The sequence below is a fragment of the Rhodobacter maritimus genome (assembly GCF_058747975.1).
Map to the genome: position 1 here is coordinate 2,064,561 of NZ_CM179095.1, position 19,067 is coordinate 2,083,627.

20 protein-coding genes are annotated in these 19,067 nt (G+C 62.6%); 13 read left to right on the forward strand and 7 right to left on the reverse strand.

What is annotated here, in order from left to right; translation table 11 throughout:
• Nucleotide 1: 1 nt before the first annotated feature.
• The 3 genes from AC4PTO_RS10610 to AC4PTO_RS10620 all read right to left on the reverse strand — a co-directional run bounded on the left by AC4PTO_RS10610 (nucleotide 2) and on the right by AC4PTO_RS10620 (nucleotide 4,014).
• Nucleotides 2-2,191: a 4Fe-4S binding protein gene (locus AC4PTO_RS10610; protein ID WP_492728292.1), complete on the reverse strand. Its 2,190-nt coding sequence runs from the start codon at nucleotides 2,189-2,191 to the stop codon at nucleotides 2-4.
• Entirely contained in the window at nucleotides 2,188-2,760 is a 573-nt protein-coding gene (locus tag AC4PTO_RS10615; RefSeq protein WP_492728294.1) for a hypothetical protein, read from the reverse strand. The genes AC4PTO_RS10610 and AC4PTO_RS10615 overlap by 4 nt, the downstream gene beginning before the upstream one ends.
• Nucleotides 2,761-3,126: 366 nt before the next feature.
• On the reverse strand, nucleotides 3,127-4,014 hold the full coding sequence (locus AC4PTO_RS10620; RefSeq protein WP_492728296.1) for a LysR family transcriptional regulator: 888 nt from the start codon (nucleotides 4,012-4,014) through the stop codon (nucleotides 3,127-3,129).
• A 187-nt stretch (nucleotides 4,015-4,201) separates the two neighbouring features.
• Here AC4PTO_RS10620 and AC4PTO_RS10625 point away from each other — a divergent pair, with 187 nt between their 5' ends.
• The 10 genes from AC4PTO_RS10625 to AC4PTO_RS10670 all read left to right on the forward strand — a co-directional run bounded on the left by AC4PTO_RS10625 (nucleotide 4,202) and on the right by AC4PTO_RS10670 (nucleotide 13,556).
• Complete coding sequence (locus AC4PTO_RS10625) at nucleotides 4,202-5,203, forward strand: hydroxyacid dehydrogenase (protein ID WP_492728298.1); 1,002 nt, start codon at nucleotides 4,202-4,204, stop codon at nucleotides 5,201-5,203.
• A 12-nt stretch (nucleotides 5,204-5,215) separates the two neighbouring features.
• Nucleotides 5,216-5,896, forward strand: coding sequence for an RraA family protein (locus tag AC4PTO_RS10630; protein WP_492728300.1), 681 nt, complete (start codon nucleotides 5,216-5,218; stop codon nucleotides 5,894-5,896).
• A gap of 26 nt (nucleotides 5,897-5,922) precedes the next feature.
• Nucleotides 5,923-6,876, forward strand: a complete 954-nt coding sequence (locus AC4PTO_RS10635; protein ID WP_492728302.1) for a Bug family tripartite tricarboxylate transporter substrate binding protein — start codon at nucleotides 5,923-5,925, stop codon at nucleotides 6,874-6,876.
• A gap of 64 nt (nucleotides 6,877-6,940) precedes the next feature.
• Nucleotides 6,941-7,402, forward strand: a complete 462-nt coding sequence (locus AC4PTO_RS10640) for a tripartite tricarboxylate transporter TctB family protein (protein WP_492728304.1) — start codon at nucleotides 6,941-6,943, stop codon at nucleotides 7,400-7,402.
• Between the two features lie 7 nt (nucleotides 7,403-7,409).
• Nucleotides 7,410-8,948 (forward strand): tripartite tricarboxylate transporter permease, encoded by a 1,539-nt coding sequence (locus tag AC4PTO_RS10645; protein WP_492728306.1) that lies wholly within the window; start codon nucleotides 7,410-7,412, stop codon nucleotides 8,946-8,948.
• A gap of 75 nt (nucleotides 8,949-9,023) precedes the next feature.
• Nucleotides 9,024-9,998 carry a TRAP transporter substrate-binding protein DctP gene (dctP, locus tag AC4PTO_RS10650; protein WP_492728308.1) on the forward strand — a complete coding sequence of 325 codons (975 nt, stop codon included), beginning with the start codon at nucleotides 9,024-9,026 and terminating at the stop codon, nucleotides 9,996-9,998.
• A gap of 1 nt (nucleotide 9,999) precedes the next feature.
• Nucleotides 10,000-10,515, forward strand: coding sequence for a TRAP transporter small permease (locus AC4PTO_RS10655; RefSeq protein WP_492728309.1), 516 nt, complete (start codon nucleotides 10,000-10,002; stop codon nucleotides 10,513-10,515).
• The gene (locus AC4PTO_RS10660) at nucleotides 10,515-11,807 is read left to right on the forward strand and encodes a TRAP transporter large permease (protein WP_492728311.1); all 1,293 of its coding nucleotides are present in this window, start codon (nucleotides 10,515-10,517) and stop codon (nucleotides 11,805-11,807) included. The genes AC4PTO_RS10655 and AC4PTO_RS10660 overlap by 1 nt, the downstream gene beginning before the upstream one ends.
• A gap of 4 nt (nucleotides 11,808-11,811) precedes the next feature.
• Nucleotides 11,812-12,759: an SMP-30/gluconolactonase/LRE family protein gene (locus AC4PTO_RS10665; protein ID WP_492728315.1), complete on the forward strand. Its 948-nt coding sequence runs from the start codon at nucleotides 11,812-11,814 to the stop codon at nucleotides 12,757-12,759.
• 107 nt (nucleotides 12,760-12,866) lie between these two features.
• A complete protein-coding gene (locus AC4PTO_RS10670) occupies nucleotides 12,867-13,556 on the forward strand; it encodes a type 1 glutamine amidotransferase domain-containing protein (protein ID WP_492728318.1) in 690 nt (229 codons plus the stop codon).
• A gap of 57 nt (nucleotides 13,557-13,613) precedes the next feature.
• Here the strand turns inward: AC4PTO_RS10670 and AC4PTO_RS10675 are convergent, their stop codons facing one another.
• Entirely contained in the window at nucleotides 13,614-14,213 is a 600-nt protein-coding gene (locus tag AC4PTO_RS10675; RefSeq protein WP_492728320.1) for a TetR/AcrR family transcriptional regulator, read from the reverse strand.
• A gap of 87 nt (nucleotides 14,214-14,300) precedes the next feature.
• Between AC4PTO_RS10675 and AC4PTO_RS10680 the strand changes: the two genes are divergently transcribed.
• A complete protein-coding gene (locus AC4PTO_RS10680) occupies nucleotides 14,301-14,678 on the forward strand; it encodes a hypothetical protein (RefSeq protein WP_492728322.1) in 378 nt (125 codons plus the stop codon).
• Nucleotides 14,675-15,184, forward strand: a complete 510-nt coding sequence (locus AC4PTO_RS10685; protein ID WP_492728324.1) for an anthrone oxygenase family protein — start codon at nucleotides 14,675-14,677, stop codon at nucleotides 15,182-15,184. The genes AC4PTO_RS10680 and AC4PTO_RS10685 overlap by 4 nt, the downstream gene beginning before the upstream one ends.
• Nucleotides 15,185-15,214: 30 nt before the next feature.
• Here the strand turns inward: AC4PTO_RS10685 and AC4PTO_RS10690 are convergent, their stop codons facing one another.
• The gene (locus AC4PTO_RS10690; RefSeq protein ID WP_492728326.1) at nucleotides 15,215-15,871 is read right to left on the reverse strand and encodes a GntR family transcriptional regulator; all 657 of its coding nucleotides are present in this window, start codon (nucleotides 15,869-15,871) and stop codon (nucleotides 15,215-15,217) included.
• A 192-nt stretch (nucleotides 15,872-16,063) separates the two neighbouring features.
• Here AC4PTO_RS10690 and AC4PTO_RS10695 point away from each other — a divergent pair, with 192 nt between their 5' ends.
• Nucleotides 16,064-17,506, forward strand: coding sequence for an NCS1 family nucleobase:cation symporter-1 (locus tag AC4PTO_RS10695; RefSeq protein ID WP_492728328.1), 1,443 nt, complete (start codon nucleotides 16,064-16,066; stop codon nucleotides 17,504-17,506).
• A gap of 108 nt (nucleotides 17,507-17,614) precedes the next feature.
• On the opposite strand, the gene AC4PTO_RS10700 is transcribed toward AC4PTO_RS10695, so the two are convergent.
• Together AC4PTO_RS10700 and AC4PTO_RS10705 are read right to left on the reverse strand one after the other, a co-directional pair.
• The gene (locus tag AC4PTO_RS10700) at nucleotides 17,615-18,013 is read right to left on the reverse strand and encodes a DUF1761 domain-containing protein (protein ID WP_492728330.1); all 399 of its coding nucleotides are present in this window, start codon (nucleotides 18,011-18,013) and stop codon (nucleotides 17,615-17,617) included.
• 71 nt (nucleotides 18,014-18,084) lie between these two features.
• Entirely contained in the window at nucleotides 18,085-18,879 is a 795-nt protein-coding gene (locus tag AC4PTO_RS10705) for an aldo/keto reductase (RefSeq protein WP_492728332.1), read from the reverse strand.
• Nucleotides 18,880-19,067: the final 188 nt, after the last annotated feature.

Here is a 19,067-nt window from a genome sequence, read left to right on the forward strand (position 1 = left end):
TTCATTCAGCAGGTTGGGGTTTGGGTTGGTTGGGATGCCCGGTCAGGTCGCGCGGCACGGCAGAGCCGACGCTTTCACGACGCTTCATCTTCTTGATGACGACCGGGCAGATGGTCTTGGACTGATACAGCACCTGGCAATGCAGGCAGTTCACACATTCATTCGGATTGATCTCACCCGTGGGGTGGATCGCCTGGACCGGGCACTGATGGGCGCAGGTCTGGCAGGGGTTGCCGCATTCACGATAGCGCTTGAGCCAGTCGAACATGCGCAGCCGCGCGGGAATGGCCAGCGCCGCCCCCAGCGGGCAGAGATAGCGGCAGTAGAACCGCTCCACGAACAGTCCGGCCACCAGAAGGGCCACAGCATAGGCCACGAACGGCCAAGCGCGGACGAACTTCAAAACGATCGCGGTCTTGAAGGGCTCAACCTCGGCCAGATGCTCGGCCTGCTCGATCGACATCAGGCTGACGCCGAACAGGCCAAGGAAGATCATGTATTTGATCGGCCACAGGCGTTCATGCAGGCCCCAGGGCAAGGTCCATTGCGGGACATGCAGCGCGCGGGCGATCCGGTTGGTCAGTTCCTGAAGCGCGCCGAACGGGCACAGCCAGCCGCAATAGGCCCCCCGCCCCCAGAACAGAAGCGCCGCCGCGACCGCGAACCACAGGATGAAGGTCAGCGGGTCCAGAAGGAAGGCCTGCCAGCTGAATCCCGACACAAGCGCCCCGAACAGCGCCATCAGGTTCACGACCGAAAGCTGGGCGTTGGCATACCAGCCAAGGAATACCAGCGTCACGGTCAGAAAGCCCATGCGGAACCAGAAGAACGCCCGCGCATTGCGCGTGGCCAGCGACTGGAAGAAGAAGATCAGCGTCAGCACCGTCAGCATGGCCGCCGTCACGGCAATGGCGGGCTTCTTGTCCGCCCAGATCCGCTTCCACAGCGCCTGATGCGCGGCGCTTTCCTCTTGCCCGGTCACCTCGGCCACACCGGCCGGCAGGTCGGGCGCGGGCGCCGCGGGAAGCGCGCGCAGATATTGCTGCGGCAACTGATAGCCCAGATCGAAGGTGGTAAACAGCTTTTCGATCGGGCCGACATCGCGGTGCACCAGCAACTGTATGCGGAACGGCTTGGCCGGGTCGAAGCCGGTATCGGCGGGGATCTTGAACAGGTCCGCCTCGTCATAGGCGGGCGCGTCGGCGGGACTCAGCCCCACAATCCGCTTGTGGCCGCGGTCACGGAACCGCACCGAAACATCGTCCTGGATCAGGACGATACGGTCGAAGATGCCCCCGCGCACATAGCCCGACCCCTTGAAGCTGTAGAGGCCGTGCCCGATGATCGCCACGGCATGCTCGCCCTCGGCCAGCCAGTTCGACAGGTTCTTTGCCTCGGCATCGCCCAGCAGCGCCTGTGCGATCGCGGGATGCGAAACAAGCGCCGCCTGCATCTCGATGAAGGTGGTTTCCGGTGGGTCGGTCAACGCGCGCGCATCGGCACGGGGATCGCCCAGCGCGGCGAAAGCCTCGTTCACCTGCCCCACATCCAGCGTCAGACCGCGCAGTGTGCCGTCGCCTTGCATGGTCATCCAGTCGGAAGGAGCGGCGGCATCCGGGTTAAGCTCGAACCGCGGGCCGCTATCGGGCGCATCGGGCACAAGACCGCCCAGGCCCAGCGCCCGCGCAACCTTCAGGCCCGACCGCACGATGGAATCGTCGATCACCATCACCGTGACGGTCGCGCCGGAAATGATGTCGAGATCATGCGCCGTACCGCCCGATTGCGCCTCGGCCACCAGATCGAGCCCGGCATAATCGGCCACAAGCGCCTGCATCTTGGAATCGGGGATGCCGATCAGGACGATAGGTTCGGAATGCTTGACAAGCTTTACCCCGATGACACGCGCATCGGCACCCACGGCCACAAGTGTGTGGATCGGCTTGCCGGAGTAGCCGGTGGTCGAAACGAAATCCGACGTGATGAAAGCCCAGCCGACGATCTCTCCTGCCTTGAGGATCGGGGCAACCGGCACATCGTCGCGCAACGGGCCATAGGAATCGGCCCCCTCCACGATCGACGCGGCAGGCACTTCCTTCAGGAAACTCGGGAGAACAGGTTCCGCCCGGCCCGGCATTGCAGCCAAAAGCACAAGGGCGAGAGAAAGGAACAGTCTGGTTATCAGGTTCATCGAGCGACCTCGTTTTTCGCCCGATGCTTGTTCCCAATGTCGATCCGCTGAACGGAATTCCGGAGATGTTCAGCGATACCGATCTTGTAGATCTGCTTTTGCGCCCCAAGGGCACGCAGAACAAGCTCAGCCACGACCCCCGATGGGGGGCCGCGCGGCAATGGGAAAGCCTGGGCAAGAGAGACAGGTTCAGGGTCGGAAGGCAGCGACGACACGCGCGGGCGGGCTTCGGGTGCGCGCAGCGTAGTGACCGCATCATTCAGCGCAAAGGGCGGGAAAGAAAAGCAGTCAAGGCATTGCGAGCAATGTTTCGAAGGCTCTGCCGGGCTGCCGTTCGCATCCACCGCAAGGGTGTAGGTTCCGTATTCGCTGCAGATCACCATCGTCAGATTGTCGGTTGCGGCAAGCGGTCTGGCTTGCGCGGCCAAGCCATACAGACCCACTGAAAGCAGGTTGATCATGAACAGGCATAGGCGCAATGCGTGAACCATACCCGTGTCGTAGTGGACCCGGCACCTCGACCATTTGACAAAAATCAATCGTGACGAGATTTGTTGAAGAAACCGCATGTCGGGGCTTACCTGATGGATACGGAAAAACAGACGAGGGCTTAGCTAACGCATCAAGGCCCAAACGAACGACTGGAAACCGACTGAACCGTTGCGGCACACGCAAACACCGGGTTGCACCGAAAAACTGGTCTGCTCCGATCATGCTAGAGGGTTGGGCGCAGCGTTTCAAGCTTGATCCCCGCCGCGCTGCAGCGTGCGCGACAAAAGCCCGTCCAGAACGGAGCTCGCCCGCTGCGGCCCAGTCGGGGCCAGTTGTCATCAATTGAAAATCAAGGGCCTACCGCCCGCACCGACACGAAACGCCTTCCCGAACCGCCATGCCGCGATGGCAGGAATGGCCGTGTCGGCACCAAGGTCCGTGCGCTATCCGCGCGGCACTCCATGGGGGCCGCAAAGCTGCGCCAGAACGTCGTGGATCCGGGCAATGATCTCTCCGCGCGGAGAGACTGCGCGCTCCACGATGCCGATCTGGCGCGTCAGTTGCGGTTGGCCGAAAGGAAGCCGCGCAAGCCTGAAATCCTCGGGCTCCTGCAAGGCCACATGCGGCACGACCGAAATCCCGAGCCCCTGGCGCACGCAGGTCACGATCGCCCCGATCGTATCAATCTCGGCGATGTCTTGGGTCACGACGCCAAGGCGCGACAACTCGGTATCGATAAGGTTCGCCAGCGGGACGGCGCTGCGGAAGCGGACATAGGGCCGGGAATTCAGCAAGTGGATCGGGTCGGTCGATTCGGTCCCCTCCGGCGCGATCAGCCACAGGGGTTCCCGCAGAAACGGACTCCAGCGTAAGGCGTTGGGGATGCCGACGTGTTCGGCCACCACGGCGGCGTCGATTCGTCCGGCCGCAACATCGGCGATCAGCGTCGAGGAGAGCGAGATCCTGAGATTGGTCTTGAGAAGCGGGTATTGAAGGCGCATCTGGACGATCGCCCGTGGCAGAAGGTTCAGCGCGCTTGAGCGGACCGATCCCAGCATCAGCGTGCCCGCAATCTGATCGCCGCGCAGGCTGGCCTTGGTATCTTCTTCCAACTGAAGGATATTCTTTGCGACTTCAAGCACCTGCACCCCCTGCGGGGTCAGCTTCGGGGGCCGGGACGAGCGGTCGAACAAGGTGGTGCGCAACTCCTGCTCCAGCGCGTTGATCTGCTGGCTGACGGCCGAGGGGGTCAGGCCGACGATCCCCGCGGCCTGTGCGAAAGTGCCGTGCGAGGCGATGGCAAGCAGGGTGCGAAGCTGTCGGGTATCCATAACAAATCCAGTTTTTCTTAATATACGAACCAGAATTTCGCGTTTTTGTGAAGAGCCTCTGTCTGATATCAATGTCTGAACCGGAGGACTGCCGCGATCTGCTGGGAGGCTGATCGACGCATTACTGAAACATCCTGAACAACATCGGCGCGCTTTCGTTCCAAGGCGCGCAACGGAGACCTGCGCGATGAGCAAGACGATCCTGGTGACCGGGCCCGACCTCGACCCAAGCGCGACCCGGCTTGTGGCCGAGCACGGCTATGAGGTGGTGCACACGCCCCCCTATGCCGACAGCGATGTCATTTCCGACTATATGGAGCGGACCCAGGCCGTGGGGATCGTTTCGCGGATGGGCCGGATCGACGCCAGCGTGATGGATCGCGCACCCCAACTGCGTGTCATTTCCAAGCATGGCGTGGGTGTCGACAATATCGACCTGGCCGCCGCCGCCCAGCGCGGCATACCGGTTCTGGTGGCAACCGGAGCAAACGCGGTATCGGTGGCCGAGCACGCAATTGCGCTGATGCTGGCCACGGTAAAGCGCCTCCTGCCGCTTGACGCCGGCCTGCGGCAGGGTCGCTGGGAAAAGCCGGGCTTTGCCGGCCGCGAGCTGGCCGGTGAAACACTGGGCCTGATGGGCATGGGCGCCATTGCACAGGCGACGGGCCGGATGGCACGGGGACTGGGCCTGAACCTGGTGGGATATGACCCCTATGCCTCGGACGAGGTTTTCGCGGCGTACAGCGTTCACCGCTGTGCCAGTTTCGAAGAATTGCTCCGGCAATCGAACGTCCTGAGCCTTCACTGCCCCCTGAACGACCAGACCCGCCAGATCCTGAACGCCGAGGCGATCGCGCGGATGCCAAAGGGCGCGTATGTCGTGAACACTGCACGCGGAGGCCTGATCGACGAGGCCGCCCTGCTGGAGGCCCTGCACAGCGGCCAGCTTGCCGGTGCGGGCCTCGATACCTTTGCCGCCGAGCCGCCCGCCGCGGACCATCCCTTCTTCGCCGAGCCGCAGATCGTCATGACCCCGCATATCGGCGGCGTCACGCGGCAGGCAAGCGCCCGTGTCGGCGTGGAAGCCGTGCGCGGCATCTTTGAACTGCTTGAAGGCAAGCCGCTGCCGCCCGAACGCATCGCCAACCGCACGCTTCTGGATGCGGCCCGAACGACCCCGACCCAATAGGAAGGACTGAACATGACCGTCGGTTTCCGCATTCTCGCCCGCCCCCATGCCGCGCCGAAGGCGCTGGTCGACGCCTTTGCAAGGTTGCCGGTCGCCAATGTTTCGGATTCGATGTCGCGCATGGCGGCGGCCGGACCGTCGCTGCGTCCGATGCATGCCTCGGGCGGGATGGCCGGCGTCGCGCTGACCGTCGTCTGCCGCCCGGGCGACAACCTGATGCTGCACAAGGCCATCGACATGGCGGTGCCGGGCGATGTGATCGTTGTCGATGCCGGCGGCGATCTGACCAACGCGCTGATGGGCGAGCTGATGCTGGCCTACGCGGTCAAGAAGGGCGTGGCGGGCTTCGTGCTGAACGGGGCGATCCGCGATGTCGATGCCTTCGTTTCGACCAACCTTCCGACCTATGCGGCCGGGGTCACGCATCGTGGCCCCTACAAGGACGGTCCCGGCGAAATCAACGTACCCGTTGCGCTTAACGGCATGGTGGTCAATCCCGGCGATATCGTGATCGGCGACAGCGACGGCGTACTGGCCGTGTCGATCGCCGATGCCGAAGACGTCCTGAAAAAGACCCTGGCCAAGCAGGATGCCGAAACCCGGCAGATGCAGGCCATCGCAGAGGGAAAGAACGACCGGACCTGGGTGGATGCGGCGCTGAAAAAGCTTGGCTGCGCATTCCCCGAAACCTGAAAACACGCATGAACCGGAGGAGTAACATGCTTAAACTGATGCAAAATACCGCCATGGCGGGCGCGATGATCCTGGCGGCAGGCGCCGCCCTGGCCGAATATCCCGAAAAGCCGATCGAAGTGATCGTCGGCTTCGACGCCGGCGGTGGCACCGACGTGATGGCCCGCACGGCCGCCCCCTTCATCGAGAAATACCTTGGGGAAGGCGCAAGCCTCGTGGTCAAGAACGTTCCGGGCGCCAGCGGCCAGATCGGCATCACCGAAACGGCCGCGGCCGACCCCGACGGCTATACTCTGGGTACTTTCAACCTGCCCGGCATGATGGCCCGGACGATCGACCGCGAATCCGCATACGATGTCGACAGCTTCACCTATCTGGCCAACGTGGTGAACGATCCCAACGTGATCGTCACCTCGCAGAAAGGCGGGCTCGACACACTGGAAAAGCTGATCGAAGAGGCAAAGGCCAACCCCGGCGCTGTCACCGTGGGCATGTCGAGCCTTGGCGGCGATGATCATTTCATGCTCATCAAGCTTCAGGAACTGACCGGCGCCGAGTTCACCATCGTTCCCTTCTCGGGCTCGGCCCCGGCGCGCACGGCGCTCATGGGCGGTCATGTCGCGATGGGCATCCTCAACATCTCCGAGGTTGCCGAGTTCCAGGAAGAGCTGAACGTGCTGGGCGTGGCGCAGGCCGAACGCTCGCCCTTCGCGCCCGATCTGCCCACCTTCAAGGAACAGGGGCTGGAGCTTCTGAACGGCTCCATGCGCGGCTTCGTCGCGCCCGCCGGCCTGCCTGAAGATGTAGAGGCCAGGCTGCTTGAGGCGTTCGGCCAGCTTGCCGGCGATCAGGAATTCCTTGACGCCATGGCCGCGACGGCGAACCCCGTCGAGGTGGTGACCGGGGCCGAGTTCAAGGCGCTGACCCAGGATCTCCATGATCTCGCCAAGGGCGTCTGGGAAGAAACCCCCTGGAACTGACCCTCCTGCCGGACGCGCGGCCCCTGCCTCGTGTCCGGCCCATCCCGAACCCGGAGCCGATGTCATGTCCGCACCACATACCAATCGCCTGTTTCGGCCCGAGACCCTGACCGCACTCGGGATCATCGCGGTATCCGCCGCATTCGTCATCCCGACATTCGGAATGCGCGCTATGTCCGCGCTCTTGCCTGCGGCGATGCTGGCCGGGCTGATCGGCCTGGCGGTCCTTCTTCTGCTGTCTGATCAGCGCAAGGCGGCAGCTGGCGAAGAACCGAAGCCGATGACGAGTGCGCCGAAGCGCGTCGCAGGCGCCTTCGTGTTGATCGTCGCCTATGCACTTGCCACGGATTTCCTCGGCTTCTACCCGAGCACCGCGATTTCGGTCCCGCTCGTGGCGTGGATTTTCGGCTACCGCAACCCTCTTGGCCTTGCTGCCGCCACGCTGGTCGTGGTCGGCGCGATCTGGCTGATTTTTGGCCTCGGGATGTCCCAAGAGTTCCCGGCCGGCCGCTTCTGGAAGGATTGAGGCCGCCATGTATTCCGATCTTCTGCACGCCCTGCCCGACGTTCTGGGCTTTTACAACTTCGCGGCCGTCATCATCGGCGTGATCGCCGGGATCGTGGTCGGCGCCATGCCCGGCCTCAGCGCGACCATGGCGATCTCGGTCCTTGTTCCCTTCACCTTCGGGCTGGAGCCGCTGGTCGCCCTTGGCCTGATGGCCGGCATCTATAACGGCGCGATGTATGGCGGTGCGATCCCCGCCGTTTTGCTGCGCATTCCCGGCACGCCCGCCGCCGTCGCCACCACCTTCGACGGCTATCCCATGGCCCAGAAGGGCCAGGGCGGATACGCGCTTCAGGTAGCCGTGGTCTCCTCGGCCTTCGGCGGCATCGCCAGCGCCTTCGCGCTGATGCTTCTAGCCCCGCCCCTGTCGAAGGTGACGCTGCTTTTCGGCCCGTCCGAGGTGTTCTGGGTCGCGGTCTTCGGCCTTGCCTCGATCATCTTCCTGCTGGGCGGCAACCCGGTCAAGGGCCTGATCAGCGCCTGCTTCGGGGTCTTCGTTTCGGTGATCGGCGCCGACCCGATCTTCGGGACCGACCGCTACACCTTCGGCCGGCTGGAAATCTATGACGGCATCAGCATCGTGATCCTGCTGGTCGGGCTTTATGCGCTGCCACCGGTCATCGACCTGCTCGAGGTGCCGCTGAAGACCGAGACGGACGCCAACAAGCTTGGGACCGAACCGATCTGGAAGACGCTGCCGCGCATGAAAGGCTACTGGAAGACGTGGATCCGCGGCTCTCTCATCGGGATCTGGATCGGCATCCTGCCCGGCGCGGGCGGCTCCATGGCGGCCTTCATGTCCTATAACGAGGCACGCCGGACATCGAAAACCCCCGACACCTGGGGCAACGGGGAACCCGAGGGCGTTGCGGCCTCGGAGGTCGCCAACAACGCCGATACCGCCTCTGCGCTGATCCCGGCGCTGACGCTCGGCATCCCCGGAACCGCGGTCGCGGCGGTGATGCTGGGGGGCCTGCTGATCCACGGCCTGCAACCCGGCCCGATGCTGTTCCGCGAAAACCCGGACATCGTGTTCGGCTTCATGTGGCAGTTCCTGTTCGGCGCGATCCTTCTGGTCTTCCTTGGCGGATCGCTTGCCACCAACAGCTTCGCGCGGCTTTTGAACCTGCCCCGCCCGCTGCTCGGCTCGGTGATCATCGTGCTGATGCTGATCGGGGTCTATTCGATCCACGGGCGGATGTTCGATGTCTACCTGATGCTCGGGTTCGGCGCGATCGGCTATGTCATGGACAAGCTGAAGTTCCCGCTGCCGCCGGTGGTGCTTGGCCTGATCCTCGGCGCCTTCGCCGAAGAGAACCTGCGCCTTGCCCTCAGGATCGGGCGTGGCGACTGGACGATCCTGTTCCAGAACGTCACCAGCCTGATCATCGTCGCCCTGACGGTCGCGGTCGTGGTCGGGCCGCTGCTCAAGCGCCGCTACCTGAGCCGGCGGCAGGCGTCGGCGCCCGGCCAGGAACCCGGATCGAAGACGGGAACGCAAGACTAGGCCTTTGCGCGGCGCCGGGTTCACGGCGCCGCACAAGATCAAAACCAAAGAACGCGAATAACCGGAGGAGATATCATGAAACTTGGAACGATGAGCGCGATATTCGCCCTGGCGGCGTCGACCTGCCTCGCCCAGGCTGAAGAATGGACCGCCTACACCTATTCGTCGGTGTCCACGACGGCCGCCGTGAAGGGCATGAACCGCATCGCCGAACGCGTCGCAGAGGAAACCGGCAGCGATCTGACGATCGAGCTGCACCTTGGCAAGACGCTTCAGATCGCGTCGTCTGACATCACGCAGGCGGTCGGGGATGGCGTCGTCGATTTCGCCGCGGACTTCTTCTTCTCGGGCAACGTACCGCTGGCGCGCGTGCTGAACCTGCCCATGCTGATCGAGAACGACGATGAATGGGCAAAGGCCTATGCCGCGATGGAGCCGGCGCTGGTCGAGGCCTTCGGTGAACAGGGCGTAGTCCTTCTGGGGGGCTACCGCTACCCCGAACAGACGATCTTCACCACCTTCGAGATCGACGGACTCGATGACCTGAACGGTCACAAGATCCGCGTGACCTCGCCCGAACAGGGCAAGTTCATCGAAGAGTTCGGCGGCGCGCCGATCACGCTTTCGGGCAGCGATGTTCCCACCTCGCTTGAACGCGGTGTGATCGAGGGCGTGCTGACCGCATCGGCCGGCGGTGCCAAGAACTGGCACGAATTCCTGCCCTACAACTACCGTTTCTCGGTGAACTATGGCAACTCGATGATCATCGCCAACGCCGACGCTTTCGAGGCGCTGAGCGAGGAGACGCAAGCGACCCTGCGCAAGATCGTGGCGGAAGAAGGCCCCGCGACGACCGCTGAGTTCACCGAGGACGAAGGTGTCCAGATGAAATCGCAGGCCGAAGCCGGCATGACCATCGTGCAGGCCGCAGATGGCGACGCAGATGCAGCGCGTGCAAAACTGACCCCATTCTGGGAGGCATGGGCCAAGGAAAACGGCCCGGAAGACGAAGCCGCCCTCCAGGCCGTCCGCGAAGCGATCGGTAAGTAAAATGCAGGGGCAGGATCAGGGGCCGGTCTCGGCCGGCCCCGCCTTCGATGTGGCGGCCCGCCTGACCCGTATTGCGACGGGTGCGGTGCTGGCCGCGCTGGTGACACTTGTCTGTGGCGAAGCCTTCCTTCGAGGCGCCTTCAACTATTCCCTCGGCTTCGCCGAAGAGTTGACCGGCTACGGCGTCGTGATGCTGACTTTTTTCGGCGCCTCTCTTGCCTTGCGGCAGGGCTCGCTTTTCCAGGTGCATTTCCTGTTCGATGCTGTTCCGGCGCACGTTCGGCTTTGGCTGATGCGGGTGTTCGTAGTGGTGGCGCTTGCCATCTGCATCATTCTGGCCTGGAAAACGAAGGACGTGATGCTCAGCTCGTTTGTGCGCGGCAAATTCGCCCCGACCGTGCTGCGCACGCCGCTGTGGATCCCGCAGATGCTGTTACCCCTGGGGTTTGGCGTGATCGGTTTCTTTCTGATCGAGAAAATCCTTTTGACCTTCGGCCGGACCGGGGAGGAAACCTGATGGAAGCGATACTCGCCTTCGGCCTGTTGATCGGCATCATCGTTGGCGGCATGTGGGTGCAGTTCGCCGTGGCCGGGTCCGGCCTGTTCTACATCTGGCTGCTGAAGGGGTTCGGCGGTTTCAAGGCGCTTGGCATCGTCAGCTGGGGCGCCGCCAACAGCTTCACGCTGGCAGCGATCCCGCTGTTCGTCCTCATGGCCGAAATCCTGCTGGGATCGGGCCTGTCCACCCGCCTTTACAACGGCGTGGCCCCATTCATGCGCCGCCTGCCCGGCGGGCTTCTGCATACCAATATCGCGGGCAGCGGGATCTTTGCCGCGATCTCGGGCGGCAGTGCGCCAACCGCTGCGGCGATGTCGACTGTGGCGCTGCCGGAACTCGCGGCACGCGGCTACAACCTGCGGCTGACCGCGGGATCTCTGGCCGCCGGCGGGACGCTTGGCATCCTGATCCCGCCTTCCATCACCATGATCATCTATGCCACCTTCACCGAGACCTCGATCGCACGGCTTTTTGCGGCGGGCCTGATCCCGGGGATCCTTTTGGCGCTGTGCTATATGGGTTTCATCATGTTGCGCGTGTTAATGAATCCCGCGCTTGCGCCGAAGGACACCGCGCGCGCGACCGCGTCCGAACTCGGGCATGCACTTCTGGACATCGTGCCGTTCCTTCTGCTTATCATGATCGTTCTGGGCAGCATCTACGGCGGTTTCGCCACCCCAACCGAGGCAGGCGCCGTCGGAACCATCGGGGCGATCCTCATCGCCGCGCTTTACCGCCGCCTTTCCTGGAGCCTTCTGACCGAAGCGCTTTCACGCACCGCAGTCATGAGCGGGAACATCCTGTTCATCGTGTTCACCTCGATGATCTTCGCCTATGCCACCGCACTTTCGGGCATCGGTGAGGATCTGGTTGCCATGCTGGAAGACGCCGAGGTCTCGCGCCTAGCCTTCCTGCTGATCGTCATGGTCGTCTTCGCCATCCTGGGATGCTTCATGGAGGGGTTGGGCATGATTGCGATCATCGTTCCGGTCATTTTCCCCGCGCTTCTCGCGCTCGATGTCGATCCGATCTGGTTCGGGGTGTTCGTCGTGATCCTGGTCGAACTGGGGCAGCTCACGCCGCCTCTGGGTGTGATCCTGTTCGTCGTGGCAAGTTCGTCGGACAAGGTGAAGGTCGAAGACGTTATCATGGGGACACTGCCTTTCTTCATCATCATACTTGCCTTCATGATGCTGTTGATCGCGTTCCCGCAGATCGCCCTGTTCCTGCCCACGTTCACCTTCGGATGACCCCATGACCTACCCCTTCCCCGAGCCTGTCGTAATAGATGCCGAGGTCTTTACCGAACTGCCGGCCTCTTTGCGGCGAGGCGGCGTTTCCTCCTACTGGGCGGATCGCAACCGGCGGGGGCAGACCGTCGACAGCTTTATCGAAGGGCCGTCATTCGACCGTCAGGGCAACCTCTATTTCGTCGACATCCCGTTCGGCCGGGTCTTCCGCTGCGACCCTCGGGGCAACATCGAACAGATCGCCGATTACGACGGGCAGCCCAATGGACTGAAGATTCATGCCGACGGACGTATCTTCATCGCGGATTTCCAGAATGGGATCATGCAGCTCGATCCCGCGACCGGAGAGGTTACACATGCCCTGCGCGATTGCGATACGGAAGGGTTCAAGGGGTGCAACGACCTGCATTTCGGGCGTGACGGGGCGCTCTATTTCACCGATCAGGGGCAAACCGGACTGCAGGACCCGACCGGCCGGGTCTACCGCTGGCAGCCCGAGACCGGAACCCTCACCTGCCTGATCGACAAGGTGCCAAGCCCCAACGGGCTGGTTCTGGACCGTGACGAACATGTGCTTTTCCTTGCCGTCACCCGTGCAAATGCCGTCTGGCGCCTGCCACTTTCACCCAGCGGGCGCGTAAACAAGGCGGGGCTCTTCCTGCAATTCTCGGGCGGACGCGCGGGTCCGGACGGACTTGCGCTGACGGCGCAAAACGGGGTGGTGGTCTGCCAGACGGGAATGGGACTCGTCTGGGTGCACGACGCGCTTGGACGGCCCGTTGCGGTCGTGCGCTCTCCGCGCGGCCTTGGCACGACGAACTGCGCGTTCGGGGGCGTGGACGGGCGCACGCTCTTCATCACCGAATCCGACAGCGGGACGATCCTCAGGGCCGAATTCCCGCAAGAGCTGGATATTTCAGGCGCCCCGATGTTTGCCCACGCCACAGGGTGACCCCCTGGACCATTTCGGGTTTGCAGGGCGCCGGCTATTTTTCTTTCTGTTCAATTCCACTCCCTGCACGGCAAGCGGCGGGCAACCGGAACGGAAAGGAAGCAGGCATGGCAAGACGCATTCTTCACGTCGTAAGCAATGTCGCGCATTACGACGACCCCGCCCATCCGACCGGGCTTTGGCTGTCGGAGCTAACCCATGCCTGGGATGTCTTTGCGGCGAAGGGATGGGAACAGCGCATCGTCAGCCCGAAGGGCGGGTATTCGCCACTGGAGCCGCGCGCGCTGAAATGGCCGTTCCTGGATGCCAGCACGAAGCGATGGTTGAAAGACCCGGCGCGCATGGCGCTTCTGGACGATACGGCCAGCCCCGACCGGATCAAGGCCACGGAGTTCGATGCGATCTATTTCACCGGCGGCCATGCGGTGATGTGGGACTTTCCCGATGCCCCCGGCCTGCAGCAGATCACACGGCAGATGTGGGAGGCAGGCAAGATCGTTTCCTCGGTCTGTCACGGCTATTGCGGATTGCTGAACACGCTCCTGTCGGATGGCTCGCTTCTGGTCAGGGACCGCAGGCTGACCGGATTTTCGTGGCGCGAAGAGGTGCTGGCAGGCGTTGCCAAAGAGATGCCTTTCAACGCCGAAGCGCTGATGAAACAGCGCGGGGCGCGATATGACAGGGCATTCTTGCCATTTGTCGCGCATGTGGTCATCGACGGAAAGCTGGTGACGGGCCAAAATCCGGGCTCTGCCAAGGCGACAGCCAAAGCCATCGCGAACTTGCTGGAAACCTGAGATCGACCGTGCCCCGCCCGGCGCGGCCAAAACGCACCAGGCGGCTGCATTCCGGGGTCATCCCCGCAGTATCCTGCTCAGGTTACGGACGGCCATCTCGGATCGCTGCTGCACGAATTCGGGGGAAGGTGCACTTGTCCGCCCGATCACCCGGCGCATCTGCAAGTCGCCGACAAGTAGGTCGAGATAAAGTTCCGCCGCCTCTTCGGGGCGGTCGAACTGCAGGTATCCGCTGCGCCGGGCGTCCTCAAGAACCTGTGCCAGGAGCGGCATGACCGTTTCCCGCCCCGCCTGAGAGATCGCCACCCCAAGCTCGCCGCTGGCATCGGCCGCCGCCGCCCGGTTCAGCGCAATTGCGCGATTTCCAAGCAGCAGCTCAAGCAGCCTGGGGCCGAACAGGCCAAGAATGGAAACGGCGTCCAGCCCCCGTGACAACTCGGCCGCCAGCAATGTGCGGACCTCGGTGGCATTGCGCGCGACCAACGCCCGGAACAGGCCCTGCTTGTCGCCATACCAGTTGTAAAGCGTCTCGATGGACGCGCGCGCCCTACGCGCGATGCCAAGCATCGACGTGCCTGCATAGCCTTTCTGCTCCAGAAGCTCATACGCCGCTTTTTCGATCTGCTCCTGGCGCAGCGCCCGGTTCTCCTCTCGCATTGGTGTCTCCACTGGCTTGACATATTTCCGTAACATGAATTACGTTTGCATACAATCGTAATCACAATTACGTATATGGAGATCAAGATGCCGCACCAAGATCGTTCCGTCATCGCTGCGCTGTCTGCCCTTTCGGTCCTGCAACTGGTAATGTTGTCCGCCCTTTACGCGGGCGTTCCCCCGCACCCTCCGGCATCCACGCCGCTATTTGGCATTGCGCCATTCATCGGGGCCGCGCTTTCCGTCACCATCGCGGCAATCATTATAGGACCGATGCAGGGGCCCGCAGGCCGGGGGCTAAGCGTTCTGGCCGTGATCCTTGCGCTGGTTTCGTTCGGCCCGCAGAAGTATCTCGATGCCCAGATCGCCCAGATCTGGCCCGCTGTCGTCCTGGCACAACTGGCCGCGCTGTTCGTTCTGGTCCGGATTTTCCGCACCCTTTCGCGCAAGGCGGGGGTCGCATGATGCCCGCCCCCCTTGCCATCTGCGCATTGCTCTCGTTGCTGATGTCCGGCGCGATCTTCGGGTTCTTCTATGCCTGGGTCTGCTCGACAATGTGGGGGCTCGATAGGGCCGAACCCACCGTTGCCATCGCGGCCATGCAGGCGATGAATGCCTCGGTCCGCAACATCGTCTTTTTCCCCGCCTTCTTCGGAACCCCGGCAATCCTCGCAGTTTCCGCGCTGGTCGCACGCGCCTATCGACACCCCCGGGCAGGATGGGCGTTCGGCGCCGCCGCATTGGTCTATTTCGCCGGGGCATTTCTGGTCACGATGACCTTCAACGTGCCGATGAACACGGATCTGGCATCGGTTGCAGTTCCACCGTCCGGCACCGAGGCCGCACGGATCTGGCAGGATTATTCAGTCCCGTGGCAGTTCTGGAATGGTGTCCGAACGATTGCATGCGCCATCGCCCTGTTGCTGACGGGCTATGCGCTTCTGACTCTGGGAAGGGACGCGGCGCGATAGATCATGCGCCAACCTGCCCCGCCCGCAGGATCAGGTGACCCCCCACCACCGCAGCGTTTGTTCATAGTGCACCCGTATAGCGCCTGCCGCAGCCTCTGCGTCGAGGCACTCCAGCGCCCGGATGATGGCAAGGTGTTCTTCCATGGCAGAAGCGATCCTGTCCTGCAGGAAAGGTCGGGCGTTCTGGATGATGGCAATGCGCATGCGGTTGGCCGCGTAGGCCGCCGCCAGCAGCGAATTACCCAACCCCTCGGCCAGGTAGTCATGCAGCGACAGATCGACCGCGATGGCCTTCTGCGGAAGGTCACTCGTGGCAGCGGCCCGGGCGGCGCGGCCCATCTCTTCGTGCTGTGCCCGCAGTGCCGCCAACCCGGCTGTCGCGCGTGCGCCAATCCGCCGCCGCGCCCCCTCCTGATCCAGAGCCATGCGGAAATCGAGGCATTCGCGAATGGTCTGCGGACGCGCCTCCATCACCTGCACCCCGCGCTTCGGAAGCGTAGTCAACAAGCCCAGAGAACTTCCATGCTTGACCGCATCACGGATCGCGGCAATCGGGCAATCGAGCTGGTCGACAAGCTGCGACATCGACAGGAACTGCCCCTCCCGCAACTTTCCCGAACGCAGCGCGTCCCAAAGCGCCACATGCGCCTTGTCTGCCAGAAGCTCGTTGTCCTGTGCCTGCCTCATCGTCCCCTCCACGGTCGCAATTCTCAGCTTTTCCCTTAAAGTGCTATATGAAATTTATTATAGTTGTTTAATTAAGATACTGTCTAAAATGTTAGTTACAACAATAAATCGACACAAGTCTCAACAGCGGATCGGCGCAGGAAACGGCGCTGCTTTGGCCCCCTTCCCAAGGGCGGCCCCAGGGAGAAACAGATGACGACAACCCAACAGCATGTCGCCCATGGCGGCACATTGGACCCAGAGGGGCACAGCACGCTGAACCCCGTTGGCGCCGACGAGAAAACCTGGGGATGGTTCGCCATCTTCAACATCTGGGCAAATGACGTGCAGTCGCTTTTTGGCTACTCCCTCGTCGCCTCGCTTTTCATTTCCTACGGCGTTGGCGGCTGGACCGCCTTCGCCGCACTGATCTTCGCAGGGCTTTTCGTCATGTGGATGGTCAACCTTTCGGGCGCCGCCGGTGAAAGATACGGAATTCCCTACCCGGTTCTGGCCCGCGCAAGCCTTGGCACCCAGGGCGCGAAACTTCCCGCCGTGCTGCGCGCAACCGTAGCGGTCTTCTGGTATGGCGTGCAGGTCTATTTCGCCTCCACTGCGCTTGCGCTTCTGATCCGCTCGGTCACGGGGATACATGGCGGCACGGAAATCCTTGGCATGACCGGCATCGACTGGGTGTCCTTCGTGATCGTCTGGGCCTTCCACATCGTCATCTTCTGGCGGGGGATGAACTGGGTCGAAACCTTCCTGAACATCGCCGGGCCTTTCGTCTATGTGGTGATGATAGGGCTTGTCATCGTGCTCTGGCAGCGTTCGGATGGTCAGCTTCTGTCGGCGACGGCAACGATCTTTGCCAATCCAGAAAGCACTTTTTCAACCGAATTCAAGGGCTTCGTTGCGATCGTCGGCACCATGGTCGCCTATTTCGCGGCGGTGATGATCAACTTCTCGGACTTCTCGCGTTACGCCAAAGACCGGCGCGCGATGGTGATGGGCAACCTTGCCGGTCTGCCGTTCAACATGATCCTGTTCTCGGCACTGGCCCTTCTGACAACCGGAGGCGCAGCCGTCGTTTTCGGGGAAGAGATCATCAACCCGACCGAAATCGTCGAACGCACCGACAGTGTCTTGCTTGGCGTGATCGCGGCAATCACCTTCTTCGCCGCGACGGTCGGCATCAACCTCGTGGCGAATTTCATCCCGGCAGTGAATGGCATCGCCAACCTGAACCCCGAGAAGATCAGCTTCCGGAGTGCCGGCCTTATCACCTCGTTCTTTGCGCTGGTGATCGGTGGCTTCTGGAACAGCTTCATCAGCCAGTTCGGCATCAGCGGCTTTGTGAACACGCTTGGCGCGACACTGGCCCCGATCTTCGGGATCATGATCGTCGACTACTACTGGCACCGGAACCAGGAATTGAACGAAGACGATCTCTACAATATGGATGGCGGCGCCTATCACTACGACAACGGCTGGAACCAGACGGCAGTCAAGGCTTTCGTCATCGCGGCGATCTTCTCGGTGGCGACGGTCTGGGTGCCGTGGTTCGCCTTCCTGTCCGGCTATAACTGGGTGATCGGCGCGGTCCTTGGGGGCCTGATCTACAACGCTCTTGCCAGGAAGAACGTGAAGGCCTGATCCGTTCCAGAACGGCGGCCGGTGGAGCGGATGGCTTCACCGGCCGTTGTTATTCGCGGGCACGAAGTCCGGTGGGCACCTGCCCCGGCGTCGGACGACTGTCGCCGGTCAATACGCCACCAGCAAGGCCCCCATGATCGCACAACCGAAGGTCGCGTAGCCGCCGTCGATCAAGGTAAGCCTGAGCGGGCGCCCCGCCCTGAAATTGTCGAGCATCGTCCATGGGGCGATGAAAAACAAGCCGACCCCCATTCCCGCGACCAGGCCGAGGGGAACATTCTCGGTCAGGCCTGACACGAAAAACACATGCCGCATGAAGCCCGCGACAACGATCATCGTCAGCGCCGAAAGGATGACGGGCAGCAGGTCAGAGCGGTAGCCCCGCCAGGCGTTTGCCTTCCCGGAAAGGCCCGCGGCCCCGATCCAGGGGCCGGACAGCGCCCGATACCAGATCATGCCGAACACCCAGCTTGCGGCGGCGGCCGCAACGACATTCCAGAGCCCCATCATCGCCTCCTTGTTTCCGACGCTTGGCTTGCGAGGCGCGGGCGGCCCGGGGGGCCGACCACGCCTTGGGATCAGCGCTTGCCGCCGTAGACGGGGAACATGCTTGCATCGCCGTAATCCTTGATCGGCTCGGCATCCTTCAGCGCTTGTATATCGGCATCCGAGATCTCGAAATCGACATCGGCATTATTGGCCATGTGCGCCGGGTTCGCAGTTTTCGGCAAGGCAAGAAGACCGAGTTGCAGGACGTAGCGGATGCAAAGCTGGGGGACGCTGACGCCGTATTTCGACGCCATCGCGGCGATCTCGGCGTTGCCGAGGATCTTGCCGTGCCCGACGGGGGAGTAGGCTTCGACCAACAGGCCCTTGCGCGTGGTATAGTCGATCAGGTCGAATGGCGTGTTGCTGACGTGCGCGAGGATTTGGTTGACCATCGGCTTGACCGAAACATTGCCGAGCAGGTTGTCGAGATCCCCCTTCTCGAAGTTGGATACCCCAATAGCGCGCAACTTGCCTGCCGAATAGGCCTCTTCCAGCGCGCGCCAGGCTTCCAGGTTGCCGTCGAAGAAGCGGTCTTCGCCACCGAATTCGGTCCACGGTGTGGGGCTGTGGATGATCATCAGGTCGATATGATCAAGGCCGAGCGTCTTCAGCGAACCGTCGATGGCCGCTTTCGCATCGGCATAGTTCTTGATGCCGGCATCGAGCTTGGTTGTCACGAACAGCTCGTCCCGCGCGACACCGGCGGCGCGCACCCCTTCACCGACACCGCGTTCGTTCGCATAGGCCTGTGCGGTGTCGATATGACGATACCCCAGACCCACCGCCGCCTTGACGGCCTCGGCGACCTTGTCATCGTCGATCATCCAAGTGCCAAGCCCAAGCTTCGGGATCTCAACACCATTGGATAGGGTGTAATTATCTTGCAAAATCATTTATTTGCCTTTCTCTCACGGTTTTTCTCGGTCGCACATCCCAAACCGGGACGGCGATGCCGACTGGTGCTCCCCTGGCGGATCGACCGCCTGCTGGTGCGCCCATTCCGGCGTCATGT

Coding starts and splice junctions, on each gene's coding strand:
- AC4PTO_RS10620 (WP_492728296.1), bottom strand. CDS start 4,014: ATGGATACCCGACAGCTTCGCACCCTGCTTGCCATCGCCTCGCACGGC.
- AC4PTO_RS10685 (WP_492728324.1), top strand. CDS start 14,675: ATGATGCCCGCCCCCCTTGCCATCTGCGCATTGCTCTCGTTGCTGATG.
- AC4PTO_RS10625 (WP_492728298.1), top strand. CDS start 4,202: ATGAGCAAGACGATCCTGGTGACCGGGCCCGACCTCGACCCAAGCGCG.
- AC4PTO_RS10695 (WP_492728328.1), top strand. CDS start 16,064: ATGACGACAACCCAACAGCATGTCGCCCATGGCGGCACATTGGACCCA.
- AC4PTO_RS10630 (WP_492728300.1), top strand. CDS start 5,216: ATGACCGTCGGTTTCCGCATTCTCGCCCGCCCCCATGCCGCGCCGAAG.
- dctP (WP_492728308.1), top strand. CDS start 9,024: ATGAAACTTGGAACGATGAGCGCGATATTCGCCCTGGCGGCGTCGACC.
- AC4PTO_RS10660 (WP_492728311.1), top strand. CDS start 10,515: ATGGAAGCGATACTCGCCTTCGGCCTGTTGATCGGCATCATCGTTGGC.
- AC4PTO_RS10615 (WP_492728294.1), bottom strand. CDS start 2,760: ATGCGGTTTCTTCAACAAATCTCGTCACGATTGATTTTTGTCAAATGG.
- AC4PTO_RS10635 (WP_492728302.1), top strand. CDS start 5,923: ATGCTTAAACTGATGCAAAATACCGCCATGGCGGGCGCGATGATCCTG.
- AC4PTO_RS10675 (WP_492728320.1), bottom strand. CDS start 14,213: ATGCGAGAGGAGAACCGGGCGCTGCGCCAGGAGCAGATCGAAAAAGCG.
- AC4PTO_RS10670 (WP_492728318.1), top strand. CDS start 12,867: ATGGCAAGACGCATTCTTCACGTCGTAAGCAATGTCGCGCATTACGAC.
- AC4PTO_RS10690 (WP_492728326.1), bottom strand. CDS start 15,871: ATGAGGCAGGCACAGGACAACGAGCTTCTGGCAGACAAGGCGCATGTG.
- AC4PTO_RS10680 (WP_492728322.1), top strand. CDS start 14,301: ATGCCGCACCAAGATCGTTCCGTCATCGCTGCGCTGTCTGCCCTTTCG.
- AC4PTO_RS10705 (WP_492728332.1), bottom strand. CDS start 18,879: ATGATCGACGATGACAAGGTCGCCGAGGCCGTCAAGGCGGCGGTGGGT.
- AC4PTO_RS10655 (WP_492728309.1), top strand. CDS start 10,000: ATGCAGGGGCAGGATCAGGGGCCGGTCTCGGCCGGCCCCGCCTTCGAT.
- AC4PTO_RS10645 (WP_492728306.1), top strand. CDS start 7,410: ATGTATTCCGATCTTCTGCACGCCCTGCCCGACGTTCTGGGCTTTTAC.
- AC4PTO_RS10610 (WP_492728292.1), bottom strand. CDS start 2,191: ATGAACCTGATAACCAGACTGTTCCTTTCTCTCGCCCTTGTGCTTTTG.
- AC4PTO_RS10665 (WP_492728315.1), top strand. CDS start 11,812: ATGACCTACCCCTTCCCCGAGCCTGTCGTAATAGATGCCGAGGTCTTT.
- AC4PTO_RS10700 (WP_492728330.1), bottom strand. CDS start 18,013: ATGGGGCTCTGGAATGTCGTTGCGGCCGCCGCCGCAAGCTGGGTGTTC.
- AC4PTO_RS10640 (WP_492728304.1), top strand. CDS start 6,941: ATGTCCGCACCACATACCAATCGCCTGTTTCGGCCCGAGACCCTGACC.